The organism is Pseudomonas sp. S2_C03 (assembly GCF_054668405.1).
On the sequence record NZ_CP162766.1, the window covers coordinates 1208392 to 1234387 of the forward strand.

General features: G+C 60.2%; 29 protein-coding genes. 13 read left to right on the forward strand and 16 right to left on the reverse strand.

What is annotated here, in order from left to right; genetic code table 11:
• Positions 1-26: 26 nt before the first annotated feature.
• Positions 27-278 carry an outer membrane lipoprotei OprI gene (oprI, locus tag AB4N64_RS05435; protein ID WP_003448337.1) on the reverse strand — a complete coding sequence of 84 codons (252 nt, stop codon included), beginning with the start codon at positions 276-278 and terminating at the stop codon, positions 27-29.
• A 617-nt stretch (positions 279-895) separates the two neighbouring features.
• On the opposite strand from oprI, the gene AB4N64_RS05440 reads away from it, so the two are divergent.
• Positions 896-1183, forward strand: a complete 288-nt coding sequence (locus AB4N64_RS05440; RefSeq protein WP_368559053.1) for a GNAT family N-acetyltransferase — start codon at positions 896-898, stop codon at positions 1181-1183.
• A 61-nt stretch (positions 1184-1244) separates the two neighbouring features.
• On the opposite strand, the gene AB4N64_RS05445 is transcribed toward AB4N64_RS05440, so the two are convergent.
• Positions 1245-2321 (reverse strand): 3-deoxy-7-phosphoheptulonate synthase, encoded by a 1077-nt coding sequence (locus tag AB4N64_RS05445; protein WP_460122643.1) that lies wholly within the window; start codon positions 2319-2321, stop codon positions 1245-1247.
• Between the two features lie 160 nt (positions 2322-2481).
• Positions 2482-2925, reverse strand: a complete 444-nt coding sequence (locus AB4N64_RS05450) for a PilZ domain-containing protein (RefSeq protein WP_460122645.1) — start codon at positions 2923-2925, stop codon at positions 2482-2484.
• Here AB4N64_RS05450 and AB4N64_RS05455 point away from each other — a divergent pair.
• The 5 genes from AB4N64_RS05455 (at position 2924) to cysB (ending at position 6880) form a co-directional block, all read left to right on the forward strand.
• The gene (locus tag AB4N64_RS05455) at positions 2924-3310 is read left to right on the forward strand and encodes a YbbN family protein (RefSeq protein ID WP_460122646.1); all 387 of its coding nucleotides are present in this window, start codon (positions 2924-2926) and stop codon (positions 3308-3310) included. The two genes, AB4N64_RS05450 and AB4N64_RS05455, sit on opposite strands and share 2 nt — an antisense overlap.
• Positions 3307-4263, forward strand: a complete 957-nt coding sequence (locus AB4N64_RS05460) for a putative 2-dehydropantoate 2-reductase (RefSeq protein ID WP_460122648.1) — start codon at positions 3307-3309, stop codon at positions 4261-4263. The genes AB4N64_RS05455 and AB4N64_RS05460 overlap by 4 nt, the downstream gene beginning before the upstream one ends.
• A 24-nt stretch (positions 4264-4287) precedes the next feature.
• Complete coding sequence (locus AB4N64_RS05465) at positions 4288-5193, forward strand: 5'-nucleotidase (RefSeq protein WP_460122650.1); 906 nt, start codon at positions 4288-4290, stop codon at positions 5191-5193.
• Between the two features lie 95 nt (positions 5194-5288).
• Positions 5289-5792 (forward strand): universal stress protein, encoded by a 504-nt coding sequence (locus AB4N64_RS05470; RefSeq protein WP_460122652.1) that lies wholly within the window; start codon positions 5289-5291, stop codon positions 5790-5792.
• Positions 5793-5905: 113 nt separating this feature from the next.
• Entirely contained in the window at positions 5906-6880 is a 975-nt protein-coding gene (cysB, locus tag AB4N64_RS05475; protein WP_460122654.1) for an HTH-type transcriptional regulator CysB, read from the forward strand.
• Between the two features lie 6 nt (positions 6881-6886).
• On the opposite strand, the gene AB4N64_RS05480 is transcribed toward cysB, so the two are convergent.
• Both AB4N64_RS05480 and AB4N64_RS05485 read right to left on the reverse strand, forming a co-directional pair.
• On the reverse strand, positions 6887-7369 hold the full coding sequence (locus AB4N64_RS05480; RefSeq protein WP_460122656.1) for a GreA/GreB family elongation factor: 483 nt from the start codon (positions 7367-7369) through the stop codon (positions 6887-6889).
• A 2-nt stretch (positions 7370-7371) separates the two neighbouring features.
• Positions 7372-7779, reverse strand: a complete 408-nt coding sequence (locus tag AB4N64_RS05485; RefSeq protein WP_460122658.1) for a hypothetical protein — start codon at positions 7777-7779, stop codon at positions 7372-7374.
• 135 nt (positions 7780-7914) lie between these two features.
• Here AB4N64_RS05485 and earP point away from each other — a divergent pair, with 135 nt between their 5' ends.
• Together earP and AB4N64_RS05495 are read left to right on the forward strand one after the other, a co-directional pair.
• Positions 7915-9066, forward strand: coding sequence for an elongation factor P maturation arginine rhamnosyltransferase EarP (earP, locus tag AB4N64_RS05490; RefSeq protein ID WP_460122660.1), 1152 nt, complete (start codon positions 7915-7917; stop codon positions 9064-9066).
• A 48-nt stretch (positions 9067-9114) separates the two neighbouring features.
• On the forward strand, positions 9115-9684 hold the full coding sequence (locus tag AB4N64_RS05495) for an elongation factor P (protein WP_003226785.1): 570 nt from the start codon (positions 9115-9117) through the stop codon (positions 9682-9684).
• Between the two features lie 187 nt (positions 9685-9871).
• Here the strand turns inward: AB4N64_RS05495 and AB4N64_RS05500 are convergent, their stop codons facing one another.
• The 4 genes from AB4N64_RS05500 to AB4N64_RS05515 all read right to left on the reverse strand — a co-directional run bounded on the left by AB4N64_RS05500 (position 9872) and on the right by AB4N64_RS05515 (position 13146).
• Entirely contained in the window at positions 9872-10882 is a 1011-nt protein-coding gene (locus tag AB4N64_RS05500; RefSeq protein WP_460122661.1) for an alpha/beta hydrolase, read from the reverse strand.
• Between the two features lie 34 nt (positions 10883-10916).
• Positions 10917-11336, reverse strand: a complete 420-nt coding sequence (locus tag AB4N64_RS05505; protein ID WP_460122663.1) for an organic hydroperoxide resistance protein — start codon at positions 11334-11336, stop codon at positions 10917-10919.
• A gap of 323 nt (positions 11337-11659) precedes the next feature.
• Entirely contained in the window at positions 11660-12121 is a 462-nt protein-coding gene (locus tag AB4N64_RS05510) for a MarR family winged helix-turn-helix transcriptional regulator (RefSeq protein ID WP_460122665.1), read from the reverse strand.
• 68 nt (positions 12122-12189) lie between these two features.
• Positions 12190-13146, reverse strand: a complete 957-nt coding sequence (locus AB4N64_RS05515) for a LysR family transcriptional regulator (RefSeq protein WP_460122667.1) — start codon at positions 13144-13146, stop codon at positions 12190-12192.
• A gap of 111 nt (positions 13147-13257) precedes the next feature.
• Between AB4N64_RS05515 and AB4N64_RS05520 the strand changes: the two genes are divergently transcribed.
• On the forward strand, positions 13258-14007 hold the full coding sequence (locus tag AB4N64_RS05520) for a sulfite exporter TauE/SafE family protein (protein ID WP_460122668.1): 750 nt from the start codon (positions 13258-13260) through the stop codon (positions 14005-14007).
• Here the strand turns inward: AB4N64_RS05520 and AB4N64_RS05525 are convergent.
• Entirely contained in the window at positions 13997-14845 is an 849-nt protein-coding gene (locus tag AB4N64_RS05525) for a LysR substrate-binding domain-containing protein (RefSeq protein WP_460122669.1), read from the reverse strand. The two genes, AB4N64_RS05520 and AB4N64_RS05525, sit on opposite strands and share 11 nt — an antisense overlap.
• Before the next feature lie 96 nt (positions 14846-14941).
• On the opposite strand from AB4N64_RS05525, the gene AB4N64_RS05530 reads away from it, so the two are divergent.
• Together AB4N64_RS05530 and AB4N64_RS05535 are read left to right on the forward strand one after the other, a co-directional pair.
• Entirely contained in the window at positions 14942-15157 is a 216-nt protein-coding gene (locus AB4N64_RS05530) for a DUF1127 domain-containing protein (RefSeq protein ID WP_368559069.1), read from the forward strand.
• 64 nt (positions 15158-15221) lie between these two features.
• A complete protein-coding gene (locus tag AB4N64_RS05535; RefSeq protein WP_460122671.1) occupies positions 15222-16451 on the forward strand; it encodes a winged helix-turn-helix domain-containing protein in 1230 nt (409 codons plus the stop codon).
• Positions 16452-16564: 113 nt separating this feature from the next.
• On the opposite strand, the gene AB4N64_RS05540 is transcribed toward AB4N64_RS05535, so the two are convergent.
• The gene (locus AB4N64_RS05540; protein WP_460122673.1) at positions 16565-17911 is read right to left on the reverse strand and encodes a class II 3-deoxy-7-phosphoheptulonate synthase; all 1347 of its coding nucleotides are present in this window, start codon (positions 17909-17911) and stop codon (positions 16565-16567) included.
• Positions 17912-18048: 137 nt separating this feature from the next.
• Between AB4N64_RS05540 and AB4N64_RS05545 the strand changes: the two genes are divergently transcribed.
• Complete coding sequence (locus AB4N64_RS05545; RefSeq protein ID WP_460122674.1) at positions 18049-18804, forward strand: spermidine synthase; 756 nt, start codon at positions 18049-18051, stop codon at positions 18802-18804.
• 144 nt (positions 18805-18948) lie between these two features.
• On the opposite strand, the gene AB4N64_RS05550 is transcribed toward AB4N64_RS05545, so the two are convergent.
• Positions 18949-19740: a crotonase/enoyl-CoA hydratase family protein gene (locus tag AB4N64_RS05550; protein WP_460122676.1), complete on the reverse strand. Its 792-nt coding sequence runs from the start codon at positions 19738-19740 to the stop codon at positions 18949-18951.
• Positions 19741-19886: 146 nt separating this feature from the next.
• Entirely contained in the window at positions 19887-20039 is a 153-nt protein-coding gene (locus AB4N64_RS05555) for a hypothetical protein (protein ID WP_460122678.1), read from the reverse strand.
• Positions 20040-20154: 115 nt separating this feature from the next.
• Between AB4N64_RS05555 and AB4N64_RS05560 the strand changes: the two genes are divergently transcribed.
• Entirely contained in the window at positions 20155-21828 is a 1674-nt protein-coding gene (locus AB4N64_RS05560) for a DEAD/DEAH box helicase (RefSeq protein ID WP_460122679.1), read from the forward strand.
• Positions 21829-22057: 229 nt separating this feature from the next.
• Here AB4N64_RS05560 and AB4N64_RS05565 read toward each other — a convergent pair whose 3' ends face one another.
• The 3 genes from AB4N64_RS05565 to AB4N64_RS05575 all read right to left on the reverse strand — a co-directional run bounded on the left by AB4N64_RS05565 (position 22058) and on the right by AB4N64_RS05575 (position 25946).
• Entirely contained in the window at positions 22058-24214 is a 2157-nt protein-coding gene (locus AB4N64_RS05565) for a mechanosensitive ion channel family protein (protein ID WP_460122681.1), read from the reverse strand.
• Positions 24215-24292: 78 nt separating this feature from the next.
• Positions 24293-24469, reverse strand: coding sequence for a hypothetical protein (locus tag AB4N64_RS05570; protein ID WP_460122683.1), 177 nt, complete (start codon positions 24467-24469; stop codon positions 24293-24295).
• Between the two features lie 187 nt (positions 24470-24656).
• Positions 24657-25946 (reverse strand): M18 family aminopeptidase, encoded by a 1290-nt coding sequence (locus AB4N64_RS05575; protein WP_460122685.1) that lies wholly within the window; start codon positions 25944-25946, stop codon positions 24657-24659.
• Positions 25947-25996 lie beyond the last annotated feature (50 nt).

A 25996-nucleotide genomic window follows, 5' to 3' on the forward strand; every position in this document is an offset into this window, starting at 1 on the left:
GGCTTGATAACAATCCCGAGGGATTATTACTTGCGGCTAGCTTTTTCCAGCATGCGCAGAGCACGCTCGTTAGCTTCGTCAGCAGTCTGTTGTGCTTTTTGAGCAGCAGCCAGAGCTTCATCAGCTTTACGGTAAGCTTCGTCTGCACGAGCTTGGGCGCGAGCTGCTGCGTCTTCAGTTGCAGTCAGACGTGCTTCGGTTTCTTTCGATACGCTGCTGCAACCGGTAGCCAGAACTGCGGCCAGAGCCAGAGCAGAGAATTTCAGAACGTTGTTCATCGTGTTCCCCTTCAAGGACTTTCCATTAAGTGGCTGTCTCCTCACAGTGAGGAAAGAGCCGGCGTACATACTACCCATTACTTGTCGTAAGTAAACTGACGTAAAGCAAGAAGCCAAAAAAATTGTAGGCGTTGATTCTTTTTCGAGCAACTTTTACTTACGTTTGCTTAAAAAATATCCAGCCACGAGCCCCGCGTAGAGCGAGTTGGCACGAAAAAGTTCCCGACCCGCGCGACTGTTTGCAGGCTCTTGACTAAAGTCTGGCTAGATGGATTCGTCTACACTTTCGTTGGGGGGCTGCGTGACCGCTCTCATATCTTTCTCCTAGTTGAGGTGACTTAATAGAGAGACGTTCGTCTTAAGTCTCAACATCCGGCAATGTGCAGGCGATCGACCTTCGGGAATTTTCGGTCGAGCTGCCCTGCGTCATCTGCGGCCAAACCCTGCGCGAAGACGAGCGTGCCTTGAGCAATTGCGTCAATGGTGCCTACTATTTGATACGTGCTCGGTGCAGCTTTCTCGGTGTCCATTGAGGCACAGGGTGGCGTAGATGTTCCTTCGCCGGAAAAACATCGGTAAGGTAGGGGTCAGCATATAAAGACCCACGAGGAGTAGTGATGAGTGAGGCGTTGTCCATCCACCATGACCAGGCTGGTCATCAGTTCGAGACCAATGTGGACGGTCATCGTGCCTACCTGACCTACATGGATCTGGGGAAACAGACCCTGGATATCTACCGCACGTTTGTGCCCAACGCGCTGCGTGGCCGTGGCATTGCGGCAGCCTTGACCGAAAAGGCGCTGGAGTATGCCGAGCAGATGGGCTACACCGTCATCCCTTCGTGTTCCTATGTGGAGCGCTACATGGAGCGTCACCAGCGCCATGCGGCCAAGCTCAGTCAGTAAATCGAACGCACACAAAAACGCCGGGCTCAGCCCGGCGTTTTTGTGTGCGCAGCCAAAGTGATCAGTTGCGATCGCGCTTGGGCAGTACATCCTTGAGCTTGGCATGCATGCTGCGCAAGGTGTTCTCGGTCGCGGACCAGTCAATGCAGGCATCGGTGATCGACACGCCGTATTGCAGGTCGGCAAGGTCTTTCGGGATGGCCTGGCAGCCCCAGTTCAGGTGACTTTCGACCATCAGGCCGATGATCGACTGGTTGCCCTCGAGGATCTGGTTGGCAACGTTTTCCATGACCAGAGGTTGCAGTGCCGGGTCCTTGTTGGAGTTGGCGTGACTGCAGTCGACCATGATATTCGGCTTGATCTTCGCCTTGTTCAGGGCCTGTTCGCACAGGGCGACGCTGACCGAGTCGTAGTTGGGTTTGCCATTGCCGCCGCGCAGTACCACGTGGCCGTAGGCGTTGCCCTTGGTCGTCACGATCGACACGCCACCTTCCTGGTTGATACCCAGGAACCGATGCGGGCTGGAAACCGACTGCAAGGCGTTGATCGCAACGGTGAGGCCGCCATCGGTGCCGTTCTTGAAGCCGACTGCCGAAGACAGGCCGGAGGCCATCTCGCGGTGAGTCTGGGATTCGGTTGTCCGCGCGCCGATCGCCGACCAGCTGATCAGGTCCTGCAGATATTGCGGGGAAATCGGGTCAAGGGCTTCGGTGGCGGTCGGCAGGCCCATCTCGGCCAGGTCCAGCAGTAACTGACGGCCAATGTGCAGGCCGTCCTGGATCTTGAAGGAGTCGTCCAGATACGGGTCGTTGATCAAGCCTTTCCAGCCGACGGTGGTGCGTGGCTTCTCGAAATACACGCGCATGACCAGATACAGGGTATCGGATACTTCCGCCGCCAGGACTTTCAGTCGTTCAGCGTATTCATGGGCCGCCTTGATGTCATGGATCGAGCAAGGCCCGATCACCACGAACAAGCGATGGTCGGTGCCATCCAGAATGTTGCGAATGACTTCGCGGCCCTTGGTGACGGTGCGCAGTGCGGCGTCGCTCAGAGGGATGTCACGCTTGAGCTGATCAGGCGTGATCAGCGTCTCGTTGGAAGAGACGTTCAGGTCGTTGATCGGTAAATCAGCCATCGTTTACTCGTCAGGTCACGGGTGCCGGCCGCCAGCGAACCCGCGCGGCGGAGCACAGCAAATTAAGCGCGTCGGGGAGCGGAACCTTAGCGCGTTACACCGTAGCTCGACAATGGGCAGACGCCGGTTTTACGGGCATTTCCCACCAATTGATGACCCTTCAGTCTGCCACCGCCTGGGCAAATGCCTTGTGAACGGTGTCGTGGGAGAACTCATCGGCATGTTGCTGGACCCATTCCAGGGCCAGGGCCTGTGTTTCCTGGAGGTCGTCATGGGCATCGTGCAGGCGGCAGTAGCGTTCGATCTGACACACCTGCTCACCCATTCGCGCCGTGAACATCATCTGCTCATCGACGAAGGCGATACCCACCAGGTAACCACGCTTGCGTCGCAGGCACCAGGCAACATAACCCAGGTAGCGCAGGTCGGGGTTCAGCGTTGGCATGCGCACCTCCAGCGCCGTGCCGTGGCGCCAGGCGCGGTGGTAATTGCAAGCCATGCCCCCGAGGCTGATAGAGTGCAAGTGTTGCCGCGAAATGCACTCTGGCTTGAGCAGCGTCAACTCCACCGGTACATCGTCAGGATGAGGAATGAAGCGTCCCATGAGCACGGACTCCATGTGTCGGCCATCTGACATTATTTCCCCCAGTATAGTGGCCGAATTAGAATTGACCGATTTCGACGCCGACCAGCGGTTGCTGGCAATGAGCGGCGTTTCGCTGCTGATTTTCACCAGCGTCGGCTGTTCCGGTTGCCGTTTTGCCCGGGAGCAATTGCCTGGGCTGAAGCTGCACGTCGATCGCCTGTGCTGGATCGATGCGGGTAACAATGGTGGGTTGGTCGAGCGTTACGAGGTTTTTCATTTGCCGGCGCTGTATGTCGTACGCGACGGTGAGTTTTTCGGGGCATTGAAGTCGCGCCTGACCGCCACTGAGCTCAACCGGGCCATTGGGCTGGCGCTGCGAACAACCGCAGAGGAGTTGCCATGACAGGAACAGTCGCAAAACCGACCATCGGTATCATCGGGACCGGGGCGATCGGTGGTTTCTACGGATTGATGCTGGCGCGGGCTGGTTTCGATGTGCATTTTCTGTTGCGCAGCGAGTTTTCGGCGGTGGCAGAGGGCGGATTGCACCTGGATAGCGCCGTGCATGGCGCATTGGCGCTGAATCCCGTCCAGGCCTATTCGTCCGCCGAAGACATGCCGCCCTGCGACTGGTTGCTGATCGGGGCGAAAACCACCAGCAACGCCGATCTGGTGCCGGCCATACTGGGTGCCGCTGCGCCAGACGCCAAGGTGCTGTTGTTGCAAAATGGCCTCGATGTCGAGGACAGCCTGCGCGATTTGCTGCCCGAGTCCATGCACATCCTGGGTGGACTCTGCTACATCTGTGTCCACCGTGAAGGCCCGGGCGTTATCACCCATCAGGCACTGGGGACGGTGCGCGTGGGCTATCACAGTGGCCCGGCCGCCGGTGAGCGGGAGCGGGCAGCGATCGTCGAGGAGGGCGTCGGCCTGTTCCTGGCATCGGGGATCGACGCTCACGGCATGCCCAACCTTCATGAGGCCCGCTGGCAGAAACTGGTGTGGAATATTCCCTACAACGGCTTGTCGGTTTTGCTGGGGGCGAGTACTGCGCCGTTGATGGCCGATGCCGACAGCCGTGAACTGATCAAAACGCTGATGGCTGAAGTGGTGCAAGGCGCAATCGCCTGTGGTCACGAAGTGCCGTCCGGTTATGCCGATCACCTGTTCACCATGACCGAAAAAATGCCTGACTACTGGCCGAGCATGTACCACGATTATCTGTACAAACGCCCGCTGGAACTGGCTGCGATTTATGCAAGGCCCCTGGCAGCCGCCAAGGCGGCAGGGTGCGAGATGCCGAGGGTCGAAGCGCTGTACCAGAGTTTGAGTTTTATCGATCGACGCAACGCATGAGTCGATCAGCCAAGGGGGAAGGGGATGGCCAAGACGATTGATGACAAGCTGGTGCTGGCGATTTCTTCGCGCGCGCTGTTTGATCTGAGCGAGAGTCACAAGGTGTACCTGTCGAGCGGTGTCGAGGCCTATCGGCAGTACCAGATCGAGCACGAGGATGAAATCCTTGAGCCGGGCGATGCCTTCCCGCTGGTGCAAAAACTCCTCAACCTCAATGCCAGACTGGGTCGCGCCCGGGTCGAAGTGGTGCTGGTGTCGCGAAACAGTGCCGATACGGGGCTGCGTGTATTCAACTCGATTCATCATTACGGGCTGTCCATTTCTCGTGCGGCGTTCGTCGGTGGCCGTAGCCCGTATCCGTATCTCAAGGCATTTGGTTGTGACCTGTTCCTGTCCACCCACGCCGAAGACGTGCGCAGCGCGTTGGACGCCGGGTTTGCGGCGGCAACCATTCTTTCCGGTGGTGCCAGCCGCGCCGAGAGCGATGAATTGCGGATTGCCTTTGACGGTGATGCCGTCCTGTTTTCTGATGAATCGGAACGCATTTACCAGGCGGGTGGCCTGGAAGCGTTTCAGGCCAGTGAGCGCGAAAGCGCCCGCCAGCCATTGCGTGGGGGACCGTTCAAGGGGTTTCTGGCGGCGCTCAATCTGTTGCAGCGTGAGTTTGCCGACGACGCCTGTCCGATCCGCACGGCGCTGGTCACGGCGCGTTCGGCACCGGCCCATGAACGGGTGATCCGCACCTTGCGTGAATGGGACATTCGCCTGGACGAATCGCTGTTTCTCGGCGGCCTGACCAAGTCGGCGTTCCTTGAAGCTTTCGCCGCCGACGTGTTTTTCGATGATCAGGCAGGCCATTGTGAGTTGGCCCGTGAGGTGGTCGCTACCGGCCATGTGCCTCATGGCATAAGCAACGAGCAAAAAGTTTAAGCCGCTGGTTCAACGTGTTACGCAAGGCGTCGTACTCGTCAACGCACTGCTAAGCTGAATCAATCTCCGCCATGTTGGCATTGCGAGGAGATCCTATGATTCGTTCGATGCTGTATGCCACTGACCTGGGCCTGTATGCACCTGTGGTGATGCAGCATGCCTTGGCGCTGGCTCGAACCTTCAACGCCGACCTGTATGTCGTGCACGCGGTTGAACCCATGGGGCTGTTTGCCGAATCGGTGTTGCAGAGCTACCTCGATGAGCGCGCATTGAATGAATTCCACAGTCAGGGCTTGAACACGGTCATTGCCAATATCGAGCAGCGCGTGCTCGACAGTTTTCGCGAAGAGCTGGGAGGTGAAGGAGAGCAGGATCTGGAAAGGATTCAAGCGGTGCGGGTGCTCCAGGGCGATCCGTCGCAGGTCATTCTTGATCAGGCACAGAAACTCTCTGTGGATTTGTTGATCCTAGGCAGTCATAGCCATGGTGCTGGCGCGGAAACGCCCTTGGGCAGGACCGCAGCGCGGGTATTGCAGTTGGCTCCGGTCCCGGTCTATCTGGTGCCGCTGGCGGAACGCCGGCGCCGAGGGGATCGCTAGAACACGAATAATGGCAATTTGATTAAAAAGTTCTAGATTTATTCTTCAAGCCATTAATATAGTTATATACCGTCGCTGATGCCCGTGGCGTCTACCTGCTTTGAGGGATTGATATGAAGCTTCAACAATTGCGCTACATCTGGGAAGTGGCGCACCACGACCTCAACGTTTCCGCTACCGCCCAAAGTCTTTACACCTCGCAACCGGGCATCAGCAAACAGATCCGCCTGCTGGAAGACGAATTGGGCGTCGAGGTGTTCGCCCGCAGTGGCAAGCACCTGACCCGCGTCACCCCGGCTGGCGAGCGCATCATTACCACCGCTGGCGAGATCCTGCGCAAGGTGGAAAGCATCAAGCAGATCGCCCAGGAATTCTCCAACGAGAAAAAAGGCACCCTGTCGATCGCCACCACCCACACCCAAGCCCGTTATGCATTACCGCCGGTGATCAGCAACTTCATCAAGCAGTACCCGGAAGTTGCCCTGCACATGCACCAGGGTTCACCCATGCAGATTGCTGAAATGGCGGCTGATGGAACGGTCGACTTCGCGATCGCTACCGAAGCACTGGAGTTGTTCGGCGACCTGGTAATGATGCCGTGCTATCGCTGGAACCGCTGCGTGGTCGTGCCGCACGGCCACCCGCTGACCAAGCTGCCGAAGTTGACCCTCGAAGCCCTCGCTGAATACCCGATCGTGACTTATGTGTTCGGTTTCACTGGCCGTTCGAAACTCGACGAAGCGTTCAGCCATCGTGGCCTGACGCCTAAAGTGGTGTTCACCGCCGCCGACGCCGACGTCATCAAGACCTACGTGCGCCTCGGGCTGGGTGTGGGCATCGTGGCGAAAATGGCGGTCGATACCAAGCTGGACAACGATCTGGTGGTGCTTGACGCCAGCGAGTTGTTCGAATCCAGCATCACCAAGATCGGTTTCCGTCGCGGCACTTTCCTGCGTGGCTTCATGTGCGATTTCATCGAGAAATTCGCCCCGCACCTGACCCGTGAAGTCATGGCCAAGGCCATTGCGTGCCACAACAAGCAGGAACTCGAAGAACTGTTCGATGGCGTCGAGTTGCCCGTTCACTGATCGCTGTCAAATGACCTCGGTGACAGAGAACTGTTGCCGAGCGCCCGCCACCACAATCTCCACTTCATCTCCCTCGAATTTGCCCAGCAGGCTTTTGCCCAGCGGTGAGCGAGGGGTGATGACCGTGATCAGCTGGCCCACCAGGTCGACCTTCAAGCCTGCCGCGTCGGGCGCCAGGAACAGCCATTGTTCACGACCCGTTTCGTCCTCCAGGCCGAGCAGCGCGCCGACTTCGATGCCGCGCTGATCATCATAGGCCTGCAGCGTCAGGTTTTGGCACAGCGTCAATGACTGCCTGATTTCTTCCATGCGTCGCGCTTGCCCGGTCGCCAGGTAAGAGGCCTCCAGCCCCAGGGTGTCGTACTTGTTCTCGGCGACGTTTTCTTCGTGGGTGGCGGTTTCGTAGGCGGTTTGCGCGGCACGCTCGGCGACGTCGAGATCGATCTTCAGCCTGTCGATAATCAGTTGGTGGACGGTCGTCTTGTTCATGATCAATCGCAGAATTGCAGGACATTGGCGCGGCTTTTTTCGCTGGGCGCTGTTCGGTCCTGTTGCAGCCAGAACTGGCATTTGGGGTTGGACAGGTTGCGATTGCTGCTGCGTGCCTGGTCCAGTCGTTGTGCCTGTTCGTTCTTGCGCAGGTTTTCTTCGTATTGCTCGAACTGCGGGCTTGGAGGGGGCAGGTCGGGCGCCTGTTGTGTCACGGGCGGGTTGGCCAGTTGGTGCACCGCCTGAGCCACGGGCGCCAGTTGTTCGGTAAACAGCAAGCGCGAGGCGAGCCAGCAGGTCAATGCGATTGCAATGAATCCCAGCCACACACCCAGGGCTATGCTGCCTGTCAGTTGCAGGGCGTTGAGCCGACTTGGCAAAGTTCGGCGCGGGTTGGTGCGGTAGGGCATGGTTGCCTCCTGGCGGGTGGTGGTGGGCAAGTGGCGGGCGAGTGGCGATTGTCGCATGAAGATTAATCGCCGTCGGCTCTTCTGCACCGGGTAATTTATGCGGACAATCGACGCTTTTGCCAACGGGAACCTGGAATGCCTGAAATGAAAACCCGCTGGGATATCTTCTGCACCGTGGTCGACAACTTCGGTGACATCGGCGTGACCTGGCGCCTGGCCCGACAACTGGTGGCCGAACACTCGCTGGCGGTGCGGTTGTGGGTCGATGATTTGCGTGCGTTCGAGCGCCTCTGCCCGGGCATCGATATTCATGCCACTCAGCAATGGCAGGAAGGTGTCGATGTGCGCCATTGGCCAGCCGACTGGCTGCCCACGGATGTTGCGGATGCTTCGGATGTCGTGATCGCCGCTTTCGCCTGCCAGCTGCCAAGTGCCTACATGGACGCCATGGCGGCACGAGACAAGGCGCCGTTGTGGATGAACCTCGATTACTTGAGTGCCGAAGACTGGGTCATTGGCTGTCACGGCCTGCCTTCGGTGAAGTACAAAAACGTACAGAAATACTTTTTCTTTCCCGGGTTTCAGGTGGGCACCGGTGGCCTGCTGCGTGAACGCGGTTTACTTGAGCAGCGTCGGCAGTTTCAGCAAAGCTCCGAGGCTCAACGAGAATTCCTACTCAGTCTAGGGATCCATCCCGCGCAGGATGCGCAATTGATCTCGCTGTTTGCCTACGAAAACCCGGGGTTGGCCAGTTGGCTGGACGTGATGGCGGCAGACGCGTTGCCGACGCACCTGCTGGTGCCGGAAGGGCGGATTCTGGGCGATGTCCAGCGTTGGCTTGGGGTCGATGGCCTGGCACCGGGTGCTGTGCACCGGCGCGAGTCCGTCACCGTGCAAGTGCTGCCATTCGTCCGCCAGGATCAATATGACCGACTGTTGTGGAGCTGTGATTTCAACGCGGTGCGCGGCGAAGACTCGTTCGTTCGGGCGCAATGGGCGGGGCGGCCGCTGCTCTGGCATATCTATCGACAGGACGAAGACATCCATCTGGACAAGCTCGAGGCCTTCCTGACGTTGTACACCCGAGGGCTTTCGGCGCCGGCTCGCGAGGCGATCAGCGGTCTTTGGCGGGCATGGAATGGCGGCCATGCGGTGGCCGATCAGTGGCAGGTGACCCGTAAACACTGGCCGGAACTGCAAAAACATGCTGACGCGTGGTGTCTGGAACAGGCCTCGCGGGCGGATCTTGCCGCGGCGCTGGTACAGTTTTACCTAAATTGGATATGATACGCGGCCTAGATTTTAGTAACTCCCATCCAAATTCGGATATTCGCAATGAAAACTGGTAAAGAACTCAAACCCGGTACCGTGATCCGTATCGACAACGATCCTTGGCTGGTTCAGAAAGCTGAATTCACCAAATCGGGCCGTAACAGCGCGATCATGAAGACCAAGCTGAAGAACCTGCTCACCGGTTACAAGACCGAAACCGTTTACGGTGCGGACGACAAACTGGACGACGTGATCCTCGACCGTAAAGAAGCGACCCTGTCCTTCATCAGCGGCGACACCTACACGTTCATGGACACCACTGACTACACCATGTACGAGCTGAACGCCGAAGACATCGAAAGCGTTCTGCCATTCGTGGAAGAAGGCATGACCGACGTTTGCGAAGCCGTGTTCTTCGAAGAGCGCCTGGTATCCGTAGAGCTGCCGACCACCATCGTGCGTCAGGTTGACTACACCGAAGGTTCCGCTCGCGGTGACACTTCGGGCAAGGTGATGAAGCCTGCCAAACTGAAGAACGGTACCGAGCTGTCGGTTGCTGACTTCATCGAAATCGGCGATATGATCGAGATCGATACCCGCGAAGGCGGTTCCTACAAAGGCCGTGCGAAATAAGCACTGCTTGAGGAATGAAAAAGCCCGACCATTGAGTCGGGCTTTTTTGTGCCTGTTGTTTCGTCCCCCTGTAGGAGCGAGCACGCTCGCGATGGTCGTCAACGATAACGCGGGGTATCTGGTTTTCCGCGTTGTCTGGACTTGCATCGCGAGCAAGCTCGCTCCTACAGGGACGGCGGGTGGGTGATTATTTCAGGTGTTCCTTGAGCTCTTGCGATGCTTGCAGCATGGCCGAGCGCACTGCCGGCACCTGGCTGACGACGTTGAGCAAACCGTAATCGTGGATCATGCCGTTGTAGCGAACCGAGGTCACCGGAACGCCGGCTTCGTCGAGCTTGCGGGCATAGGCTTCACCTTCATCGCGCAGCACATCGGCACCGGCGGTCTGCACCAGGGCAGGTGGCAGGCCCTTGAGCTGGGCGGTGGTGGCGCGCAGCGGCGAGGCGTAGATCTCGTTGCGCTGTTTGGCGTCGGTGGTGTAGTTGTCCCAGAACCACTTCATCATGTTGCGGGTCAGGAAGTGCCCCTCGGCAAACTGGTTGTAGGACCCGGTGTCGAAGTTGGCGTCGGTCACCGGCCACAGCAGCACCTGGAACTTGATCGCAGGCGTGCCCTTGTCCTTGGCCATCAGGGCGACAACGGCTGCCATGTTGCCGCCGACGCTGTTGCCGGCCACTGCCAGGCGCTTGCCGTCGACATTGATGTCTTTGCCGTGCTCGGCCACCCACTTGGTCGCGGCGTAAGCCTGGTTGATGGCCACCGGGTAATGCGCTTCCGGCGAGGGGGTGTAATTGACGAATACCGCCGCTGCCCCCGACCCTGCCACCAGGTCACGTACCAGTCGTTCGTGAGTCGGGAAGTCCCCCAGCACCCAGCCACCGCCGTGGAAGAACATGAACACCGGCAGCTCGCCCTTGACCCCGGCCGGCCGAACGATGGTCAGGCTGATCGATTGTCCGTCGACCTGAATCGTCTTCTCGCTGACATCGGCTTTTGGCAGCGTCAGCTTCACCCCCGATTGCGCACCCACCAGCACGGCGCGGGCGTCTTTGGGGGTCATCTGTTCCATCGGTTTGCCGGTGCCGGCGTTCAACACATCCAGGAACGCCTGGGTGTTGTGTTCAACGTCGCCGGCGAATGCGCTGTGGACGGACAGAGCGAGCAGGGTACCGGTCAAGACTTTGCTGAAAGTGTTCATGTTCTTTTCCTGTTCGGGCTTGGGTTACCAGCAGTTAGACGGCCACGTGCAGACGCACATCAACGTTGCCACGCGTGGCGTTGGAGTACGGGCAAACCTGGTGAGCGGCGTCGACCAGCGCTCGTGCATCGGCTTGTTCCAGGCCTGGCAGGCTGATGTGCAGGTCGATGTCCAGACCGAAACCGCCAGGAATCTGGCCGATGCCGACATGGGCAGTGATCGAGGCATCTGCCGGGATGCTGCGCTTGGTCTGGCTGGCAACAAATTTCAGGGCGCCGATGAAGCAGGCCGAGTAACCGGCGGCGAACAGTTGCTCAGGGTTGGTGGCTGCGCCGCCGGCACCGCCGAGCTCTTTTGGGGTAGCGAGTTTGACGTCGAGGATGTTGTCGCTGGAAACCGCACGACCGTCACGGCCGCCAGTGGAGGTTGCGATTGCGGTGTAGAGAGTTTGCATGATGTAAGCCTCGTTCGGAGTTGGATTATTTCGCGCTAAATGTTTGCGCGTTAACTAAGTGCGAGGTGAATGTAGCGCGCCAATAGTTAGCGCGCAAGATAAATTTTTGAAAAAAATGCGCTGTACTGCCTCCAGCAGCGGTTAGATGGGCTGGGATGGTTGATTTAGAGCGGTTTTGACAGGATTTTTTTGTTGCGAAGATTTTGACTTTTGTGGGAGCGAGCCTGCTCGCGATGCAGTGCGTCAGTCAGCTTCCATGCTGGATGTGGCAACGCAATCGCGAGCAGGCTCGCTCCCACAGGGGCAGCAGGATCGGAGGAGTCTTAAAGACTGTCCTGCAAATTACCGCGCAGCACTTGCAGTTCCTTTTGCAGGTTCTGCAATCGCTCCAGCGTCATGCCGCTGGCACCCAGGATGCATTGGGGGATGTTGCGGGCCTTGTCTCGCAGGGCCCGACCTTGTTCGGTCAGTTCGACAATGACCACCCGCTCGTCCTCGCGGCTGCGGGTGCGGCTGAGCAGGCCTTCGGCTTCCAGGCGCTTGAGCAGCGGGGTCAATGAACCGGGATCGGTCAGCAGTCGCGTGCTGATCTCGCCTACGGTCAAACCGTCCTCTTCCCACAACACCATCATTGCCAGGTACTGCGGATACGTCAGGTCCAGTGCCTTGAGCAGTGGTTTGTAGACCTTGGTCATCAGCAGCGAGGTGGAATGCAGGGCGAAACAGGCCTGGTTATCCAGCAGCAAGTCGTCGCAATTGTCTTGGGTGTCGCGGTCGATGGTCATTTCAAAACCTTGGTAAATGGTCTGCTGAATCTAGCGGTCCAATGTTTAATGCGCCAGACAATTTCGACCTAATGTCGGTCGAGGTTGCGCTGCAAGGCCAGATCCCACGGCGGGACAGGGCTGAATCGGGTTTTCAGGTATTCCAGCAACAGGCGACTGCGTGTGTTGGATTGCTGTTCCAGGCGCAGGGCGTAGATCCCCGTCGTTTCTGGTGCTGGCAATCCGTTGTCGCAAAACAGCGGTAGCAACTCACCGCGCAGCAGGTACTCGCTGGCCAGCCAAGTGGGTAAGTGGGCAATCCCCAAACCGGCGAGCGCGCCGCACACCAGCGCCTCGGCATTATTGGCGCTCATGCGGATGCGCGCCGGGCGGTGCAGATGCAGTTGTCCATCTCGCTCGAAGCGCCAGGCGAACGGCGGGGCCAGGCCATCCCAGTCGAGCCCGTCGTGTTCGATCAGTTGCGCGGGGTCGGTCGGCATGCCACGACGTTTCAGGTAGTCGGGGCTGGCGCACGCAATACGCACCATGCTTGCCAGCGGTGTGGCGACAAGGCGGGTATCGGCCATCTGTCCGGCACGCAGCACCAGATCGACCTTGCCTAGATTCAACCCCTGCATGTCGACAAAGCTGTCGATCAGGTGCAGTTGTACGTCGAGGCCGGGGTATAGCATGAGAAAATCTGCAATCACCGGCGCCAGATGGCGACGCCCGAATGCGGCGGGGGCATCGATGCGGATCAGGCCTTCCGGCGCGCTGCTCAGGGACACGGCTTCGGCGCGGGCCAACTGCAACTCCGCCACAATCCGTCGCGCCCGTTCAGCAAAGGCAAGTCCAGCGGGTGTGGCGCGCACGGCATGGGTGCTGCGGATAAACAATTGGCTGCCAACAGCGGTTTCCAGGCTGTCGATGCGCCGTGCCACCGCAGACGGCGTCAGCGGATGACGGCGGGAGGCCGCAGAGAAGCTGCCCGTTTCAAGGACATCGAGAAAAAGCCCGAGTTGCCCAGTCAGTTGCGTGGGGTTCATGTGTCACTTTTGCTTGTGCGAATTTGGCACAGCCATTGTGCGCTGCTGTGCGTTTCCCCGCCATCGTTGACTGCGTAGGATGAAAGGCCTGTGCTAATAGGAAATCCCTTCGTGATCGAGTTTTTGTTGTACGTCGTTTTTGGCGCCGCCCTGGGCACTCTGGGCGGGTTGTTCGGCATCGGTGGAGGGTTGATCGCCATCCCGCTGCTAGGCGTTTGGTTTGGGCTCGACCAGCAGATGGCCCAGGGAACGGCGCTGGTGATGGTCGTACCCAACGTGATGCTCGCGCTGTGGCGCTATCACCAGCGCAACCGCATCGAGTTGCGCCACGCGCTGCCACTGGCGTCGATGGGCTTCTGTTTCGCCTGGCTCGGCTCGATCTGGGCGGTAGGGGTTGATGCGCAAACCATGCGCATCGGCTTTGTGGCGTTCCTGGTGGCGCTTTCGGTTTACAACTTGATCCGCATGTTCGCGGCCAGTGCACCGGCTCAGTCGCAGATGAACTACGCCTGGCCTTGGCTGGGTGTGCTCGGCGCGGCATCCGGCACCATGGGCGGGCTGTTCGGCGTGGGCGGGGCAGTGGTGGCGACGCCAGTACTGACCAGCGTGTTCGGCACCACTCAGGTGGTGGCCCAGGGTTTGTCGCTGGCGTTGGCTTTGCCGAGTACCGGCGTCACGCTGGTGACTTACGCGGTACACCATGAAGTAGACTGGACGATCGGCGTGCCTTTGGCCATTGGTGGTCTGATGAGCATCAGTTGGGGCGTGAAGGTTGCCCACGCGTTGCCGGAGCGGTTGTTGCGCGGGCTGTTCTGCGGCTTCCTGGTGCTGTGCGCGTTGATGCTCGCGTTTAAAGTTTGAAGCCTTCGACAATGTGCTCGGCCAGGCACTCGGTGATCGGTGACGGATTATGCAGGTTGCGCAGGAGCATGATGCTCGCCTCGGGCAGCTCAGGCAGGCCTTCTGCCTCGCCCAGGATGCGCATGTCGGGCGTAATCAGGCTTTCCAGTTGCGCGGTGATGGCGAGGCCGGCGCTGACCACGGCCATGATTGCCGACAGGCTGGAGCTGTTGTAGGCCACCCGATAATCGCGGCCCATGGCGTCCAGCGCATTGCACGCCCACAGGCGGCAGAAGCAATCACTGTTGAACATTGCCAGGGGCAGGGGAGTCTGCTCGTGGGCGCTGAAGCACTGTGCTTCGGCCCAGACAAAACGCTCCTTGCGCAACAATTGGCCGATTTCGTTGCCCGGTTCGCGGGTGACGATGGAAAGATCGAGGTCCTGGCGCAGCAGCAATTGTTTTGATGATTCGCAGTGCACCTCGATCTGGATCAGCGGGTAGGACTGGGCAAAGCGCCGCAGGATGCCGGGCAGAAAGCGCATCACATAATCGTCGGGCGTGCCGATGCGTACCGTGCCGACCATGTGCGGCTCGCGCAGGGTATTGAACACTTCGCTGTGCAGCTTGAGGATGCGCCGGGCATAACCGAGCAGCACCTGGCCTTCGGCAGTCAGCCTCACCTGGCGCCCATCACGCTGGAACAATTGACGCTGCAAGACATCCTCTTCCAGCCGCTTCATCTGCATGCTCACGGCCGATTGCGTGCGGTTGACCAGTTCCCCCGCGCGGGTGAAACCGCCCTGATCAGCGATGGCGACAAAGGTGCGCAGCACTTCTGTGTCGATACTCGGGTACATTCATCAATCTCCGAGATGTGTTGCATAAGAAACATTCGTTGGATTGATCTTAGCCCTGGCGAGACACTTGAGCCATCCCAAACGGAGGGCAACAAGATGAAAGGTCAAAAAGGTTATGCCGAGGTTGAAAAACATTCCATTCATGTGGTGTCGGACCTGCTGCACAAGATCAGTCGCTGGTATGAGTTGCACCGCGAACGCGAGTTGCTGGCCGGCATGAGCGACGAGGCGTTGAAGGACATCGGGCTCAGTCGTGCGGATGTCGAGCATGAAGCCATCCGCCCATTCTGGGATGACCCGATGCACAAATGAGCCATCTACACCTACACAAAACCTCTCCCCGTGGGGTAGGTTGCGAGCAGACAAGGAGATGCCTATGCCCGCAACGCTGTCCTTTTCCATCAAGCAGGCTCGCCGCCTGGCGCTGGCCGCCCAAGGGTTCAACGGGCGCCAGCCGCCGGCGGTGGTCAAGCCTGCCCATGTCAATCGCGTGATCGAACGCCTCGGTCTTTTGCAGATCGATTCAGTCAATGCGCTGGTGCGTTCTCACTACCTCCCGCTGTTCTCCCGTCTAGGCCATTATTCCTCCGATGTGCTCGACCAGGCCGCCTGGAGTTCGGGCCGGCGCCGCACGCTGTTCGAATACTGGGGGCACGAGGCTTCCTTGCTGCCGCTGTCGATGTACCCGTTGATGCGCTGGCGCATGCAACGTGCGAGCCGTGGCGAAGACATCTATCAGCAACTGGCGCGGTTCGGGCGCGAGCAGCAGGACACCATTCGCCGGGTCATGGCATCGGTGGAGGAGCTCGGCGCGCTGGGCGCCGGCAGTCTGTCGACCCGTGAGGAGCGGGCGGGGCCCTGGTGGGACTGGAGCGCAGAAAAGCACGCGCTGGAATGGCTGTTCGCTGCGGGCGAAGTCACCGTGGCCGGGCGGCGTGGCTTTGAGCGGCTATACGATCTGCCGGAACGGGTGATTCCTGCGGCGATCCTGCAGCGGCCGCTGCTGACCGAAGAGGAAGCGCAACGCGCGCTGTTGCTGCATGCGGCCAATGCCTTGGGTGTGGCGACAGAGAAGGATCTGCGCGATTACTTTCGCCTCAATCCGGGCGATGCGCGTCCGCGCCTGGCCGAGCTGGTGGAGGCGGGCCAATTGCAGCTTTGCGAGGTGAAGGGATGGCAACGGGCGGCGTATTGCCTGCCTGAACCGAAAGTACCGAGAAAGCTTGAAGCGAGCGCCTTGCTCTCGCCATTCGACTCGTTGATCTGGGAGCGCAGCCGCACCGAGCGCCTGTTCGATTTCCGTTACCGACTGGAGATCTACACGCCTCAGGAAAAGCGGGTCTACGGCTATTACGTGTTGCCATTTTTGCACAACGAACGCATTGCTGCGCGGGTCGATCTGCGCGCCGAGCGGACGCACGGGCGCCTGGCGGTGCATGCCGTGCATGAGGAAGAGCCGGGGCTGGACGAGGCGGGGATGTGGGCGTTGGCCGTGAATTTGCGGCGCATGGCTGATTGGCTGGGGTTGGAGCGGGTGCAGTTGAATTGTGTGCGGGCGAGTGCGGATCGGTTGCGGGGGGCATTGGCTCAGATGGGTGGTGTCTGAGAGGGCCCCATCGCGACGGTTCGACGCCTCGACAAGCCCGCTCCTACAGGGGGCGTGACCTGTAGGAGCGGGCTTGTCGAGGCGTCGAACCGTCGCGATGGCCGCGACTCGGTCTACCGCCGAACCTGCTTCAACGTCTCGGCAATCAGGAACGCCAACTCCAGAGACTGATCGGCATTCATCCGCGGATCACAATGGGTGTGGTAACGGTCCGACAGGCCATCCTCGGTAATCGGCCGCGCACCGCCGATGCATTCGGTGACGTTCTGCCCGGTCATCTCGATATGAATGCCACCGGCGTAGGTGCCTTCGGCCTCGTGCACCTGGAAGAACTGTTTCACCTCGCCAAGGATCTGCGCGAAGTCACGCGTCTTGTAACCACTGCTGGCCTTGATGGTGTTGCCGTGCATCGGGTCGCTGCTCCACAGCACCTGTTTCCCTTCGCGCTGCACCGCACGGATCAACGCCGGCAGATGATCACCGACCTTGTTCGCGCCCATTCGCGCGATCAGGTTCAGGCGCCCCGGATCGTTGTCCGGATTGAGCACGTCGATCAGGCGGATCAGGTCCTCGGGGTCCATGCTTGGGCCGACCTTGACGCCGATCGGGTTGTTCACCCCGCGCAGGAATTCGACGTGAGCACCATCGAGCTGACGGGTACGGTCGCCGATCCACAGCATGTGCGCCGAGCAATCGTAGTAATCGTTGGTCAGGCTGTCGCGGCGCACGAACGCTTCTTCGTAGTTCAGCAGCAACGCTTCGTGGGCGGTGAAGAAACTGGTTTCGCGCAGTTGAGGCGAACTGTCCATGCCGCAGGCACGCATGAACGCCAGTGTTTCATCGATGCGGTCGGCCAGGTGGCTGTATTTCTCGGCCAGCGCGGAGTTGGCGATGAAATCCAGGTTCCACTTGTGCACCTGGTGCAGGTCGGCAAAACCGCCCTGGGCGAAGGCGCGCAGCAGGTTCAGGGTGGCGGTGGACTGGTGGTAGGACTGCAGCAGTCGCTCAGGGTCCGGTACGCGGCTTTTTTCGTCGAAACCGATACCGTTGACGATGTCGCCACGGTAGGCCGGCAGGGTCACACCGTCGAGAGTCTCGTCGTTCGCCGAACGCGGCTTGGCGAACTGGCCGGCCATGCGACCGACCTTGACCACCGGGCAGCCGGCGGCAAAGGTCATGACGATGGCCATTTGCAGCAGCACTTTAAAGGTATCGCGGATTTTCGCGGCGGAGAACTCGGCGAAGCTTTCGGCGCAGTCGCCGCCCTGCAACAGAAACGCGCGACCCTGGGTCACTTCGGCAAACTGACGGCGTAATTCCCGAGCTTCCCCGGCAAACACCAGTGGCGGGTAGCTGGCCAGGGTCTGCTCGACCTGGCGCAGGTGCGCCGCGTCGGGGTAGAGGGGTTGTTGCTGGATCGGCAGGGCGCGCCAGCTGTCAGGGCTCCAGGGTTGGCTCATCACGGTCTCGGTTGTTTTACGCTCGGGCGTTCATGTTATCAGCAAATTAGTGCGTGACCTGTTCCCGTTGCTTCGCGGACAATCACACTTTTGCCGCTTTATCGCGTTACCTGGCCGGGTAACGATCGGGAGACGAAATGACTGAGGAGCGCGTCGAGCATCTGCTCGCCGAGGTGCAGGACGAGTTTGGCGTGATCCGTGTACTGGAAGTGGCCGATTACCGTTTTCTCGAGTTTGGCGATGCCATTGAGCAGAGCTGTGTATTCACCGCCGATCCGAGCTGGCTCGAATACGATTACACCCGGGCGATGCTGATCGGCGCTCTGTGTCATGAGCAACCGGAGAGCGCGCTGTTCCTCGGTCTTGGCGCTGGCACTCTGACCCAGGCCTGCCTGAAGTTCCTGCCGCTGGAAGACGTCGAGGCCATCGAGTTGCGCCCGGACGTGCCTCGACTGGCCATTGAGTACCTGGGGCTCGATGATGATCCGCGCCTGTACATCCGTGTCGGCGATGCGCTGCAATTGCTGGAAACCGCCGAGCCTGCAGACCTCATTTTTGTCGACCTTTACACCGATGTCGGGCCGGGCGTCGGCCATCTGGCGTGGAATTTCCTGGGGGATTGCCAGAAGCGCCTGAACCCGGGCGGCTGGCTGGTCATCAACCAGTGGGCCACCGACGATGGCAAACCGTTGGGTGCGGCATTGCTGCGTGGACTTTATCACCGCCATTACTGGGAGTTGCCCGTGAAGGAGGGCAATGTGATCCTGATCGTGCCCTCGGAGCTGGATCAGGAACTGGACATGGACGGTCTGATCGCCCGGGCCGAAGCGCTGGCTCCGCGGTTGGGGTATTCGCTGGAATCGCTGATCAAGGCGATTCGGCCGGCTACATAAGTGGGCTTGACTGGCCTCATCGTCGGAACGCCGCCCGGACCAAGCCCGCTCCTACAGGGGGAATTGTGAACACGATCACTGTGGGAGCGGGCTTGGTCCGGGCGGCGTTCCGACGATGGGGCCAGAACTGACACCCACCATAATCTAGACCCCTTTGAACACCCCAGCTCGCCGCTCCACCATCGACCTCACCCCCTCCCGGGCATCCTCGCTTTCCAGCAGCTTCTTCGCCAGCGCAGGTAATTCCTTCGCCGCCACCGTCTCGCCCTCATACCGCGCCTGCCGCGCCGACATCAGCGTTGCCTGAACCCCCAGCGGCGCCTGCCGGGCGATGCGTTGCGCCAATTCAATGGCGCGCGGCAACAGGTCTTCGCTGGCCATGACCTCCTGCACCAGGCCCAGGTGCAACGCCTCGTGCGCGTCGAATTCATCGCCGGTCAGCAACCAACGCATGGCATTGCCCCAGCCAGCCACCTGATGCAGGCGCAGCGTTGCGCCACCGAATGGGAAGATCCCGCGCTGGACTTCTTTCTGGGCGAAGCGGGTATTGCTCGCACACAGGTTGATGTCGGCCGCCAGCATCAGCTCGATGCCGATGGTCAGGCAATAGCCTTGAACAGCGACGATCACCGGTTTGCTGACCCTCGGCCCGGCGAACACGCCCCAGGGATCGCAACCACCGGGCGGCGCCTGCCAGCCTTTGGCCAGGTCCGCGGTGGCGCTGAGGAGGTCGAGACCGGCGGTGAAGTGCTCGCCATGGGCAAACACCACGGCCACCCGCGCTTCGTTGTCGGCCTCCAGTTCACCGTAGGCCAGGCTCAGTTCGTTGAGCAGGTCGAGGTCGAAGGCGTTGCGTTTGGCCACCCGGTCGAGGCCAATCAACAGGACATGGCCGTGGCGCTCACGGGTGACACGACTGCGGGCAGGCTGGTTCATGGGCACTTTCCTCGCGGGAGGCATTTGGGGGAGGGGCGGCGTGATGGGGGTGAAACGTTTTAGCCTTAGCGCCGCCAAGGCCGGGCCTTTGAAAAGTAGACCGCCGCCAGATAATCCGCAAAGTCTGTGACACAACGACGATTCCGTCAGTTTTCCGACAAATAATCCTCCCATTCCGAGCGAATTCCGGTATAGTGCGCGCCGGCCTTTAACCGGGCCGCGTTTTGGTAGCGCAACTCGAAGCCAGCTTCGGCTGCACGTCCGCCTTGCGGGCTCTTCCTTGACGTTTCTTTTTTCATTCATACGTTTTCGCAAATCCCCGCCGACAAAGCTGCCAGGGCGACTCTTGAGTCTCAACACGGCATGCGCAGCTTTGGAGCATGGGTCTTTGCGGATGCACTTAGAGGCAGACCCATGACCCAGGAAATCGGCGGCTTCGCCGCTCTTGAACTTCATCCCAATATTGTCGCTGCAGTAGTCGCTACCGGCTATGAAGAGCCTTCGGCCATTCAGCAGCAGTCGATCCCGATCATCCTCGCCGGTCACGATATGATTGGTCAGGCGCAAACCGGTACCGGTAAAACCGCTGCCTTTGCCCTGCCTATCCTGCACCGCATCGATCCGTCCAAGCGCGAGCCGCAAGCTCTGATCCTGGCCCCAACCCGTGAGTTGGCGCTGCAAGTTGCAACCGCTTTCGAAACCTACGCCAAGCAAATGCCGGGCGTAACTGTTGTGGCTGTCTACGGCGGCGCGCCGATGGGCCCACAATTGAAAGCAATCCGTAATGGCGCACAGATCGTTGTCGCCACACCGGGCCGTCTGTGCGACCACCTGCGTCGCGACGAAAAAGTGCTGCAGACCGTGAACCACCTGGTTCTCGACGAAGCAGACGAAATGCTCAAGCTGGGCTTCATGGACGACCTGGAAGTCATCTTCAAGGCCATGCCGGAAACCCGCCAGACCGTACTGTTCTCGGCGACCTTGCCGCAGTCGATCCGTGCCATCGCCGAGCGTCACCTGCGCGATCCAAAGCACGTGAAGATCCAGAGCAAAACCCAGACCGTTACCGCGATCGAACAGGCTCACCTGTTGGTTCACGCCGACCAGAAGACTTCTGCCGTTCTCAGCTTGCTGGAAGTGGAAGATTTCGACGCGCTGATCATGTTCGTGCGTACCAAGCAAGCGACCCTGGACCTGGCCAGCGCCCTGGAAGCCAAAGGCTACAAAGCCGCTGCGCTGAACGGTGACATTGCCCAGAACCAGCGTGAGCGCGTGATCGACTCCCTCAAGGATGGCCGTCTGGACATCGTTGTGGCGACCGACGTTGCCGCTCGTGGCCTGGACGTTCCGCGCATCACTCACGTGTTCAACGTCGACATGCCGTACGATCCTGAGTCCTATGTTCACCGTATCGGCCGTACCGGCCGTGCTGGTCGCGAAGGTCGTGCATTGCTGCTGGTGACACCTCGCGAGCGTCGCATGCTGCAAGTGATCGAGCGCGTGACTGGCCAGAAGGTTGCCGAGGTTCGCCTGCCGGACGCCCAGGCCGTTCTGGATGCGCGTATCAAGAAACTGACCAACAGCCTGTCGCCGCTGGTGGCTGACGCCGAGTCGACCCATGGTGATCTGCTCGATCGCCTGACCGCCGACATCGGTTGCAGCCCCCGTGCCCTGGCCGCAGCCCTGCTGCGCAAGGCTACCAACGGTCAAGCGCTGAACCTGGCCGCTATCGAGAAAGAACGTCCGCTGGTGCCGAACAGTGCCCCGCGTGGTGATCGTCCCGAGCGTTCCGGCGATCGTCCTGATCGTGGCGATCGCGAGCGTCGTGCGCCAATGCCTTTGGGCGAAGGCCGTGCTCGCTGCCGTACCGCGCTGGGTGCGCGTGATGGCATCGCTGCCAAGAACCTGCTGGGCGCCATCCTCAACGAAGGTGGCCTGGCGCGTGAGGCGATCGGTCGTATCCAGGTACGTGACAGCTTCAGCCTCGTCGAGCTGCCGGAAGATGGTCTGGAGAAGTTGCTGACCAAGCTGAAGGACACTCGCGTTGCCGGCAAGCAGCTCAAGCTGCGTCGCTACCGCGAAGATTGATCCGCCCTTGGGTTGATTGATCGAACATAAAAAATCCCCGACTGGTTCGGGGATTTTTTTTGCCTGCATTTTGCGTTTGGCACAACCTCTGTAGGAGCGAGCTTGTCGAGGCGTCGAACCGTCGCGATGGAGGCTCAGGCACCGCAGGGCATTAGGCAGCCTGCGTCATCGTTGACGACCATCGCGACGGTTCGACGCCTCGACAAGCTCGCTCCTACAGATAACGTGGTTATTCGGTAACTTGGCCGCCCCCCGCCGTCACCACCTGCACGCTCATGCGTGGCATCGCCAGGTCGAGGCCGGCCTCGTCCAGGTGGCGTTTGAGCGAAAGGTTGAAGGCGCGGGAAACCTCCCATTGCTTGATGGGTGCCGTCTTGAACCGGGCGCGAAGGATCGCGTTACCTGACTCGAAACTCTCCACGCCCTGGATCTCCAGCGGCGACCAGATATTGCGCCGTTGCAGCGGGTCGTTGCGCATCTTCTGGCCGACGTCGCGCATCAGCTTGATCGCGTTGTCGATGTCCATGTTGGCCGGGATCGCCACGCGGAAAATCGCATAGCCGAACTCCCGCGAGTAGTTCTTGATGCTCTTGATTTCGCTGAACGGGATGGTGTGGACGATGCCGTCGATGTCCCGCAGGCGCACGGTGCGAATGGTCAAGCCCTCGACGGTGCCCAGGTGGCCGCCGACATCCACGTAGTCGTCGATGGCCAGGGAGTCTTCGATGATGATGAACAACCCGGTGATCAGGTCGGCGACCAGCGACTGCGCGCCAAAACCGATGGCCAGGCCGATCACACCGGCACCGGCCAGCAGTGGCGTGACGTTCATGCCCATGTTCGCCAGTGCAACGATCAGCGCCACGATGAAAATCGCCACGAACAGCACGTTCCGGATCAGCGGCATCATCGTCTGCGCCCGCGCGTTCGCCAGGCCCTTGCGTGATCGGGTCAGGGCGTGGTGTACCGCGGTGTCGCTGATAATCCAGATCAGCCAGGCAAAGATCAGCGTGCCGCCCAGGCTGAACAACTTGACGCTGACTTCATGGCCGTCACCTTCAGTGAACGCAATCAGCGACATGCCCCAGACCCGCAGGCCGAGTTCGATGAAGGCCAGCCACACCAACAGATGCGCGAGCGTGTAGAAAAACCCCTTCAAGCGCTCGGAGTAAAGCGCATGACGCTTCAGTCCCCGTTGTGGTTTCTGGGAGTGGCGGCGCACCAGCCCGTTGATGACCATGCACAGCACCAGCAACACCGTGCAGATCAGCGACTGGCGCAGCGCGGTGCTGGTGTCGCCGGCCGACAGGAACGTGGCGAACAGTGAAATGGCGACCAACACAAGGGCGGGTACGTACCAAAAGGTACCGAGAATATCGATGGTGTCGCTGAGGGCGCGTCGTGTCAGGCGCCGTGACAGCGGCTGGTTGCGGATCAGGTGGGCGATGGGACGGCGGAAGCGAAGGATGAACAGCCCGGTGGACAGGGCGGCCATCACGTTTGCGACGGTGGCCGCGCTGTGTGCCAGGTGGCCGCCGAGGCTGGTGACCAGTCGAGGGTCGTTCAAGGCTTCGCCGAAGGCGGCAAAGCTGCCGATCAGCCAGAGCGGGCGAAAGGCCTGATGGCGCAGGATGTACAAGGCGCGATGGCGATGTGGGCCATCGAGCAGGGAGAAGGCAATGACGCAGATCGCCGAAAAACAGGTGCCGACCACCAGTGCATAGGCCAGCACCATCGCCAGGCTTTTACCCAGCGATGAGGGCAGCGCGTAGCTCATGTACACGGTGATCACCAGGGCAATCATCCAGGGGCCGAGTTTGCGCAGGGCAAAGCGCAGCATGTCGAGGGCCCTGGGGTGTTGCGGCAGTTCCTCGGTCAGGCCAAAGCGCATCCGCACTCGATGGCCCAGCCAGATCAACGCGGCGGCCAGCAGGCTCCACAGCGCCAGGATCACGGCGAAGGCAAAGATGATCGGCAGCCATTCGTTGGCCGGCAGTATCAGCGCTTGCAATTCGTCATTGGCCAGGGAGAACTCCCTTGTCCAACGGGTGATCGGGCTGTCGGCACCGGAAAACTGTTGTTCGAAGCGGTTCAGCGTGCCACCGATCAAGCCAAGCACACCTTCTTCGCTGGCCGGTTGGGCTTTTTTGGTGGCGTCGCGCAGCTTTTTCAGGTCGGCCAGCAGTTTGGCGCGTTGCTGGTCGTTTTCCAGCGATTTGATGACCTCGTCCAACGACTGGCCGAGGGGTTCCTGCGCCTCGGGCTGGGCGGGTGTCGAACTGCTCAGCAGGCTCGGCAGGCCGGCGGCCTGGACGGGCACTACCGGTAAGAGCGCCAGCAGGCAGACTAGGAAAAGGCAGGGCAGGGCGAGCAAGCGAGCGAACACTGGGCGGTCAACCTCCAGAAAAGCAGATCAACCGAGTGTACGAGCCCGCCAAAGCCAATGCGAGTCGAGGGCGAGGATTTATTCGTTGATTTTGACGAGGATCTTGATGACCACCGTGGCGAGGATGGTCAGCATGCCGATCCACATGGCGAACACGCCAGCATTTTTGTCGCGAAAGTTGAAGCCTACCGCCAACAGGATCATCCCGGTGATGATAGGAACCAGCATGGCGTGGAACGCAGACAACGAGATCATGGAGGACTGCCTTGTCGTGGGTGATATTAAAAGTCTAGGCGGGTTTCGTGTCACCTGTAGGAGCGAGCATGCTCGCGATGGTGGCCCAGACACCGGGGGGTGTCAGATTGCCCACGTTATCGTTAACGACCATCGCGACGGTTCGACGCCTCGACATGCTCGCTCCTACAGGGGGGTGTTTGCCGGGTTACGGTAGCTCCTGACTCGCATAAAACGCACTCAGCACCTTCACCAGGTGCGCCAGGTCATGACTGCCGCACAACTCGCGGATCGAGTGCATGGCAAACGTCGGCAGGCCGATGTCCACGGTGCGTACGCCCAGGTGGCTGGCAGTGATCGGGCCGATGGTCGAGCCGCAGCCCATGTCGCTGCGCACCACGAAACTTTGCACCGGCACTTCTTCGGCCATGCACAGGTGGCGGAAGAATCCGGCGGTTTCGCTGTTGGTGGCGTAGCGCTGGTTGCTGTTGACCTTGATCACCGGGCCGGCGTTGAGTTTCGGGCCATGGTTGGCGTCGTGCTTGTCGGCGTAGTTGGGGTGCACACCGTGGGCGTTGTCGGCCGAGACCAGGAGCGATTTCTGAATGGTGCGCACGAACTCGTCACCTTCGGGCAGCAGGCGACGCAGGGTCTGTTCGAGCATTGGACCGTCCGCACCGCACGCGGAGCATGAACCGACTTCTTCGTGGTCATTGCACACCAGCACGCAGGTTTCGTCAGTGTCGGCGGTGAGCAGGGCTTGCAGGCCGGCGTAGCATGACAACAGGTTGTCCAGGCGTGCGCCCGCGATGAAGTCACCATTGAGACCGATGACGGCAGCGCTCTGCGTGTCGTAGAAGCTCAGCTCGTAATCGAGCACCACGTCGGCGTTCAGGCCGTGTTCCAGTGCCAGCTGATTGGTCAGTATCGCGCGGAAGTCCACGCGCTCGTCGCCGGCAAATTGCGCAAGCACCGGCGGCAATTCGGTTTGGGCGTTGATGGCCCAGCCCATGTTGGCTTCACGGTTGAGGTGAATGGCCAGGTTCGGAATGATCGCGATCGGCGCCTTGAAGTCGATCAGTTGGCTTTCGACCTTTCCATCGCGGCGAAAGGTCACCCGGCCGGCCAGGGACAGGTCTCGGTCGAACCACGGTGCAAGCAGTGCACCGCCATAGACTTCGACGCCCAGCTGCCAGAAGCCCTGGCGTTGCAGTTCCGGCTGGGGCTTGACCCGCAGGCACGGGCTGTCAGTGTGGGCGCCGACCATGCGAATGCCGCCGTAGAGCGCTGATTGGCGCCCCATTTTTACGGCGACGATCGAGGAGTCATTGCGGGTGACGTAGTAACGGCCGTTGGCTTCGGTGCTCCAGGACTCGCGTTCGTCAAGGCGCTGATAGCCCGCCGCTTCCAGACGCTGAACGAGGCTGGCAGTGGCATGGAATGGGGTAGGGGAGGCCTTGAGGAAATCGATCAGGCCTTGGTTCAACTCTTCGCGCATAAGTAGCTCCAGACAGCAATGGCGCCAGTTTAACGCATTGGCCTGGAGCT

Coding starts and splice junctions, on each gene's coding strand:
- oprI (WP_003448337.1), bottom strand. CDS start 278: ATGAACAACGTTCTGAAATTCTCTGCTCTGGCTCTGGCCGCAGTTCTG.
- AB4N64_RS05440 (WP_368559053.1), top strand. CDS start 896: ATGAGTGAGGCGTTGTCCATCCACCATGACCAGGCTGGTCATCAGTTC.
- AB4N64_RS05445 (WP_460122643.1), bottom strand. CDS start 2,321: ATGGCTGATTTACCGATCAACGACCTGAACGTCTCTTCCAACGAGACG.
- AB4N64_RS05455 (WP_460122646.1), top strand. CDS start 2,924: ATGAGCACGGACTCCATGTGTCGGCCATCTGACATTATTTCCCCCAGT.
- AB4N64_RS05450 (WP_460122645.1), bottom strand. CDS start 2,925: ATGGGACGCTTCATTCCTCATCCTGACGATGTACCGGTGGAGTTGACG.
- AB4N64_RS05460 (WP_460122648.1), top strand. CDS start 3,307: ATGACAGGAACAGTCGCAAAACCGACCATCGGTATCATCGGGACCGGG.
- AB4N64_RS05465 (WP_460122650.1), top strand. CDS start 4,288: ATGGCCAAGACGATTGATGACAAGCTGGTGCTGGCGATTTCTTCGCGC.
- AB4N64_RS05470 (WP_460122652.1), top strand. CDS start 5,289: ATGATTCGTTCGATGCTGTATGCCACTGACCTGGGCCTGTATGCACCT.
- cysB (WP_460122654.1), top strand. CDS start 5,906: ATGAAGCTTCAACAATTGCGCTACATCTGGGAAGTGGCGCACCACGAC.
- AB4N64_RS05480 (WP_460122656.1), bottom strand. CDS start 7,369: ATGAACAAGACGACCGTCCACCAACTGATTATCGACAGGCTGAAGATC.
- AB4N64_RS05485 (WP_460122658.1), bottom strand. CDS start 7,779: ATGCCCTACCGCACCAACCCGCGCCGAACTTTGCCAAGTCGGCTCAAC.
- earP (WP_460122660.1), top strand. CDS start 7,915: ATGCCTGAAATGAAAACCCGCTGGGATATCTTCTGCACCGTGGTCGAC.
- AB4N64_RS05495 (WP_003226785.1), top strand. CDS start 9,115: ATGAAAACTGGTAAAGAACTCAAACCCGGTACCGTGATCCGTATCGAC.
- AB4N64_RS05500 (WP_460122661.1), bottom strand. CDS start 10,882: ATGAACACTTTCAGCAAAGTCTTGACCGGTACCCTGCTCGCTCTGTCC.
- AB4N64_RS05505 (WP_460122663.1), bottom strand. CDS start 11,336: ATGCAAACTCTCTACACCGCAATCGCAACCTCCACTGGCGGCCGTGAC.
- AB4N64_RS05510 (WP_460122665.1), bottom strand. CDS start 12,121: ATGACCATCGACCGCGACACCCAAGACAATTGCGACGACTTGCTGCTG.
- AB4N64_RS05515 (WP_460122667.1), bottom strand. CDS start 13,146: ATGAACCCCACGCAACTGACTGGGCAACTCGGGCTTTTTCTCGATGTC.
- AB4N64_RS05525 (WP_460122669.1), bottom strand. CDS start 14,845: ATGTACCCGAGTATCGACACAGAAGTGCTGCGCACCTTTGTCGCCATC.
- AB4N64_RS05530 (WP_368559069.1), top strand. CDS start 14,942: ATGAAAGGTCAAAAAGGTTATGCCGAGGTTGAAAAACATTCCATTCAT.
- AB4N64_RS05535 (WP_460122671.1), top strand. CDS start 15,222: ATGCCCGCAACGCTGTCCTTTTCCATCAAGCAGGCTCGCCGCCTGGCG.
- AB4N64_RS05540 (WP_460122673.1), bottom strand. CDS start 17,911: ATGAGCCAACCCTGGAGCCCTGACAGCTGGCGCGCCCTGCCGATCCAG.
- AB4N64_RS05545 (WP_460122674.1), top strand. CDS start 18,049: ATGACTGAGGAGCGCGTCGAGCATCTGCTCGCCGAGGTGCAGGACGAG.
- AB4N64_RS05550 (WP_460122676.1), bottom strand. CDS start 19,740: ATGAACCAGCCTGCCCGCAGTCGTGTCACCCGTGAGCGCCACGGCCAT.
- AB4N64_RS05555 (WP_460122678.1), bottom strand. CDS start 20,039: ATGAAAAAAGAAACGTCAAGGAAGAGCCCGCAAGGCGGACGTGCAGCC.
- AB4N64_RS05560 (WP_460122679.1), top strand. CDS start 20,155: ATGACCCAGGAAATCGGCGGCTTCGCCGCTCTTGAACTTCATCCCAAT.
- AB4N64_RS05570 (WP_460122683.1), bottom strand. CDS start 24,469: ATGATCTCGTTGTCTGCGTTCCACGCCATGCTGGTTCCTATCATCACC.
- AB4N64_RS05575 (WP_460122685.1), bottom strand. CDS start 25,946: ATGCGCGAAGAGTTGAACCAAGGCCTGATCGATTTCCTCAAGGCCTCC.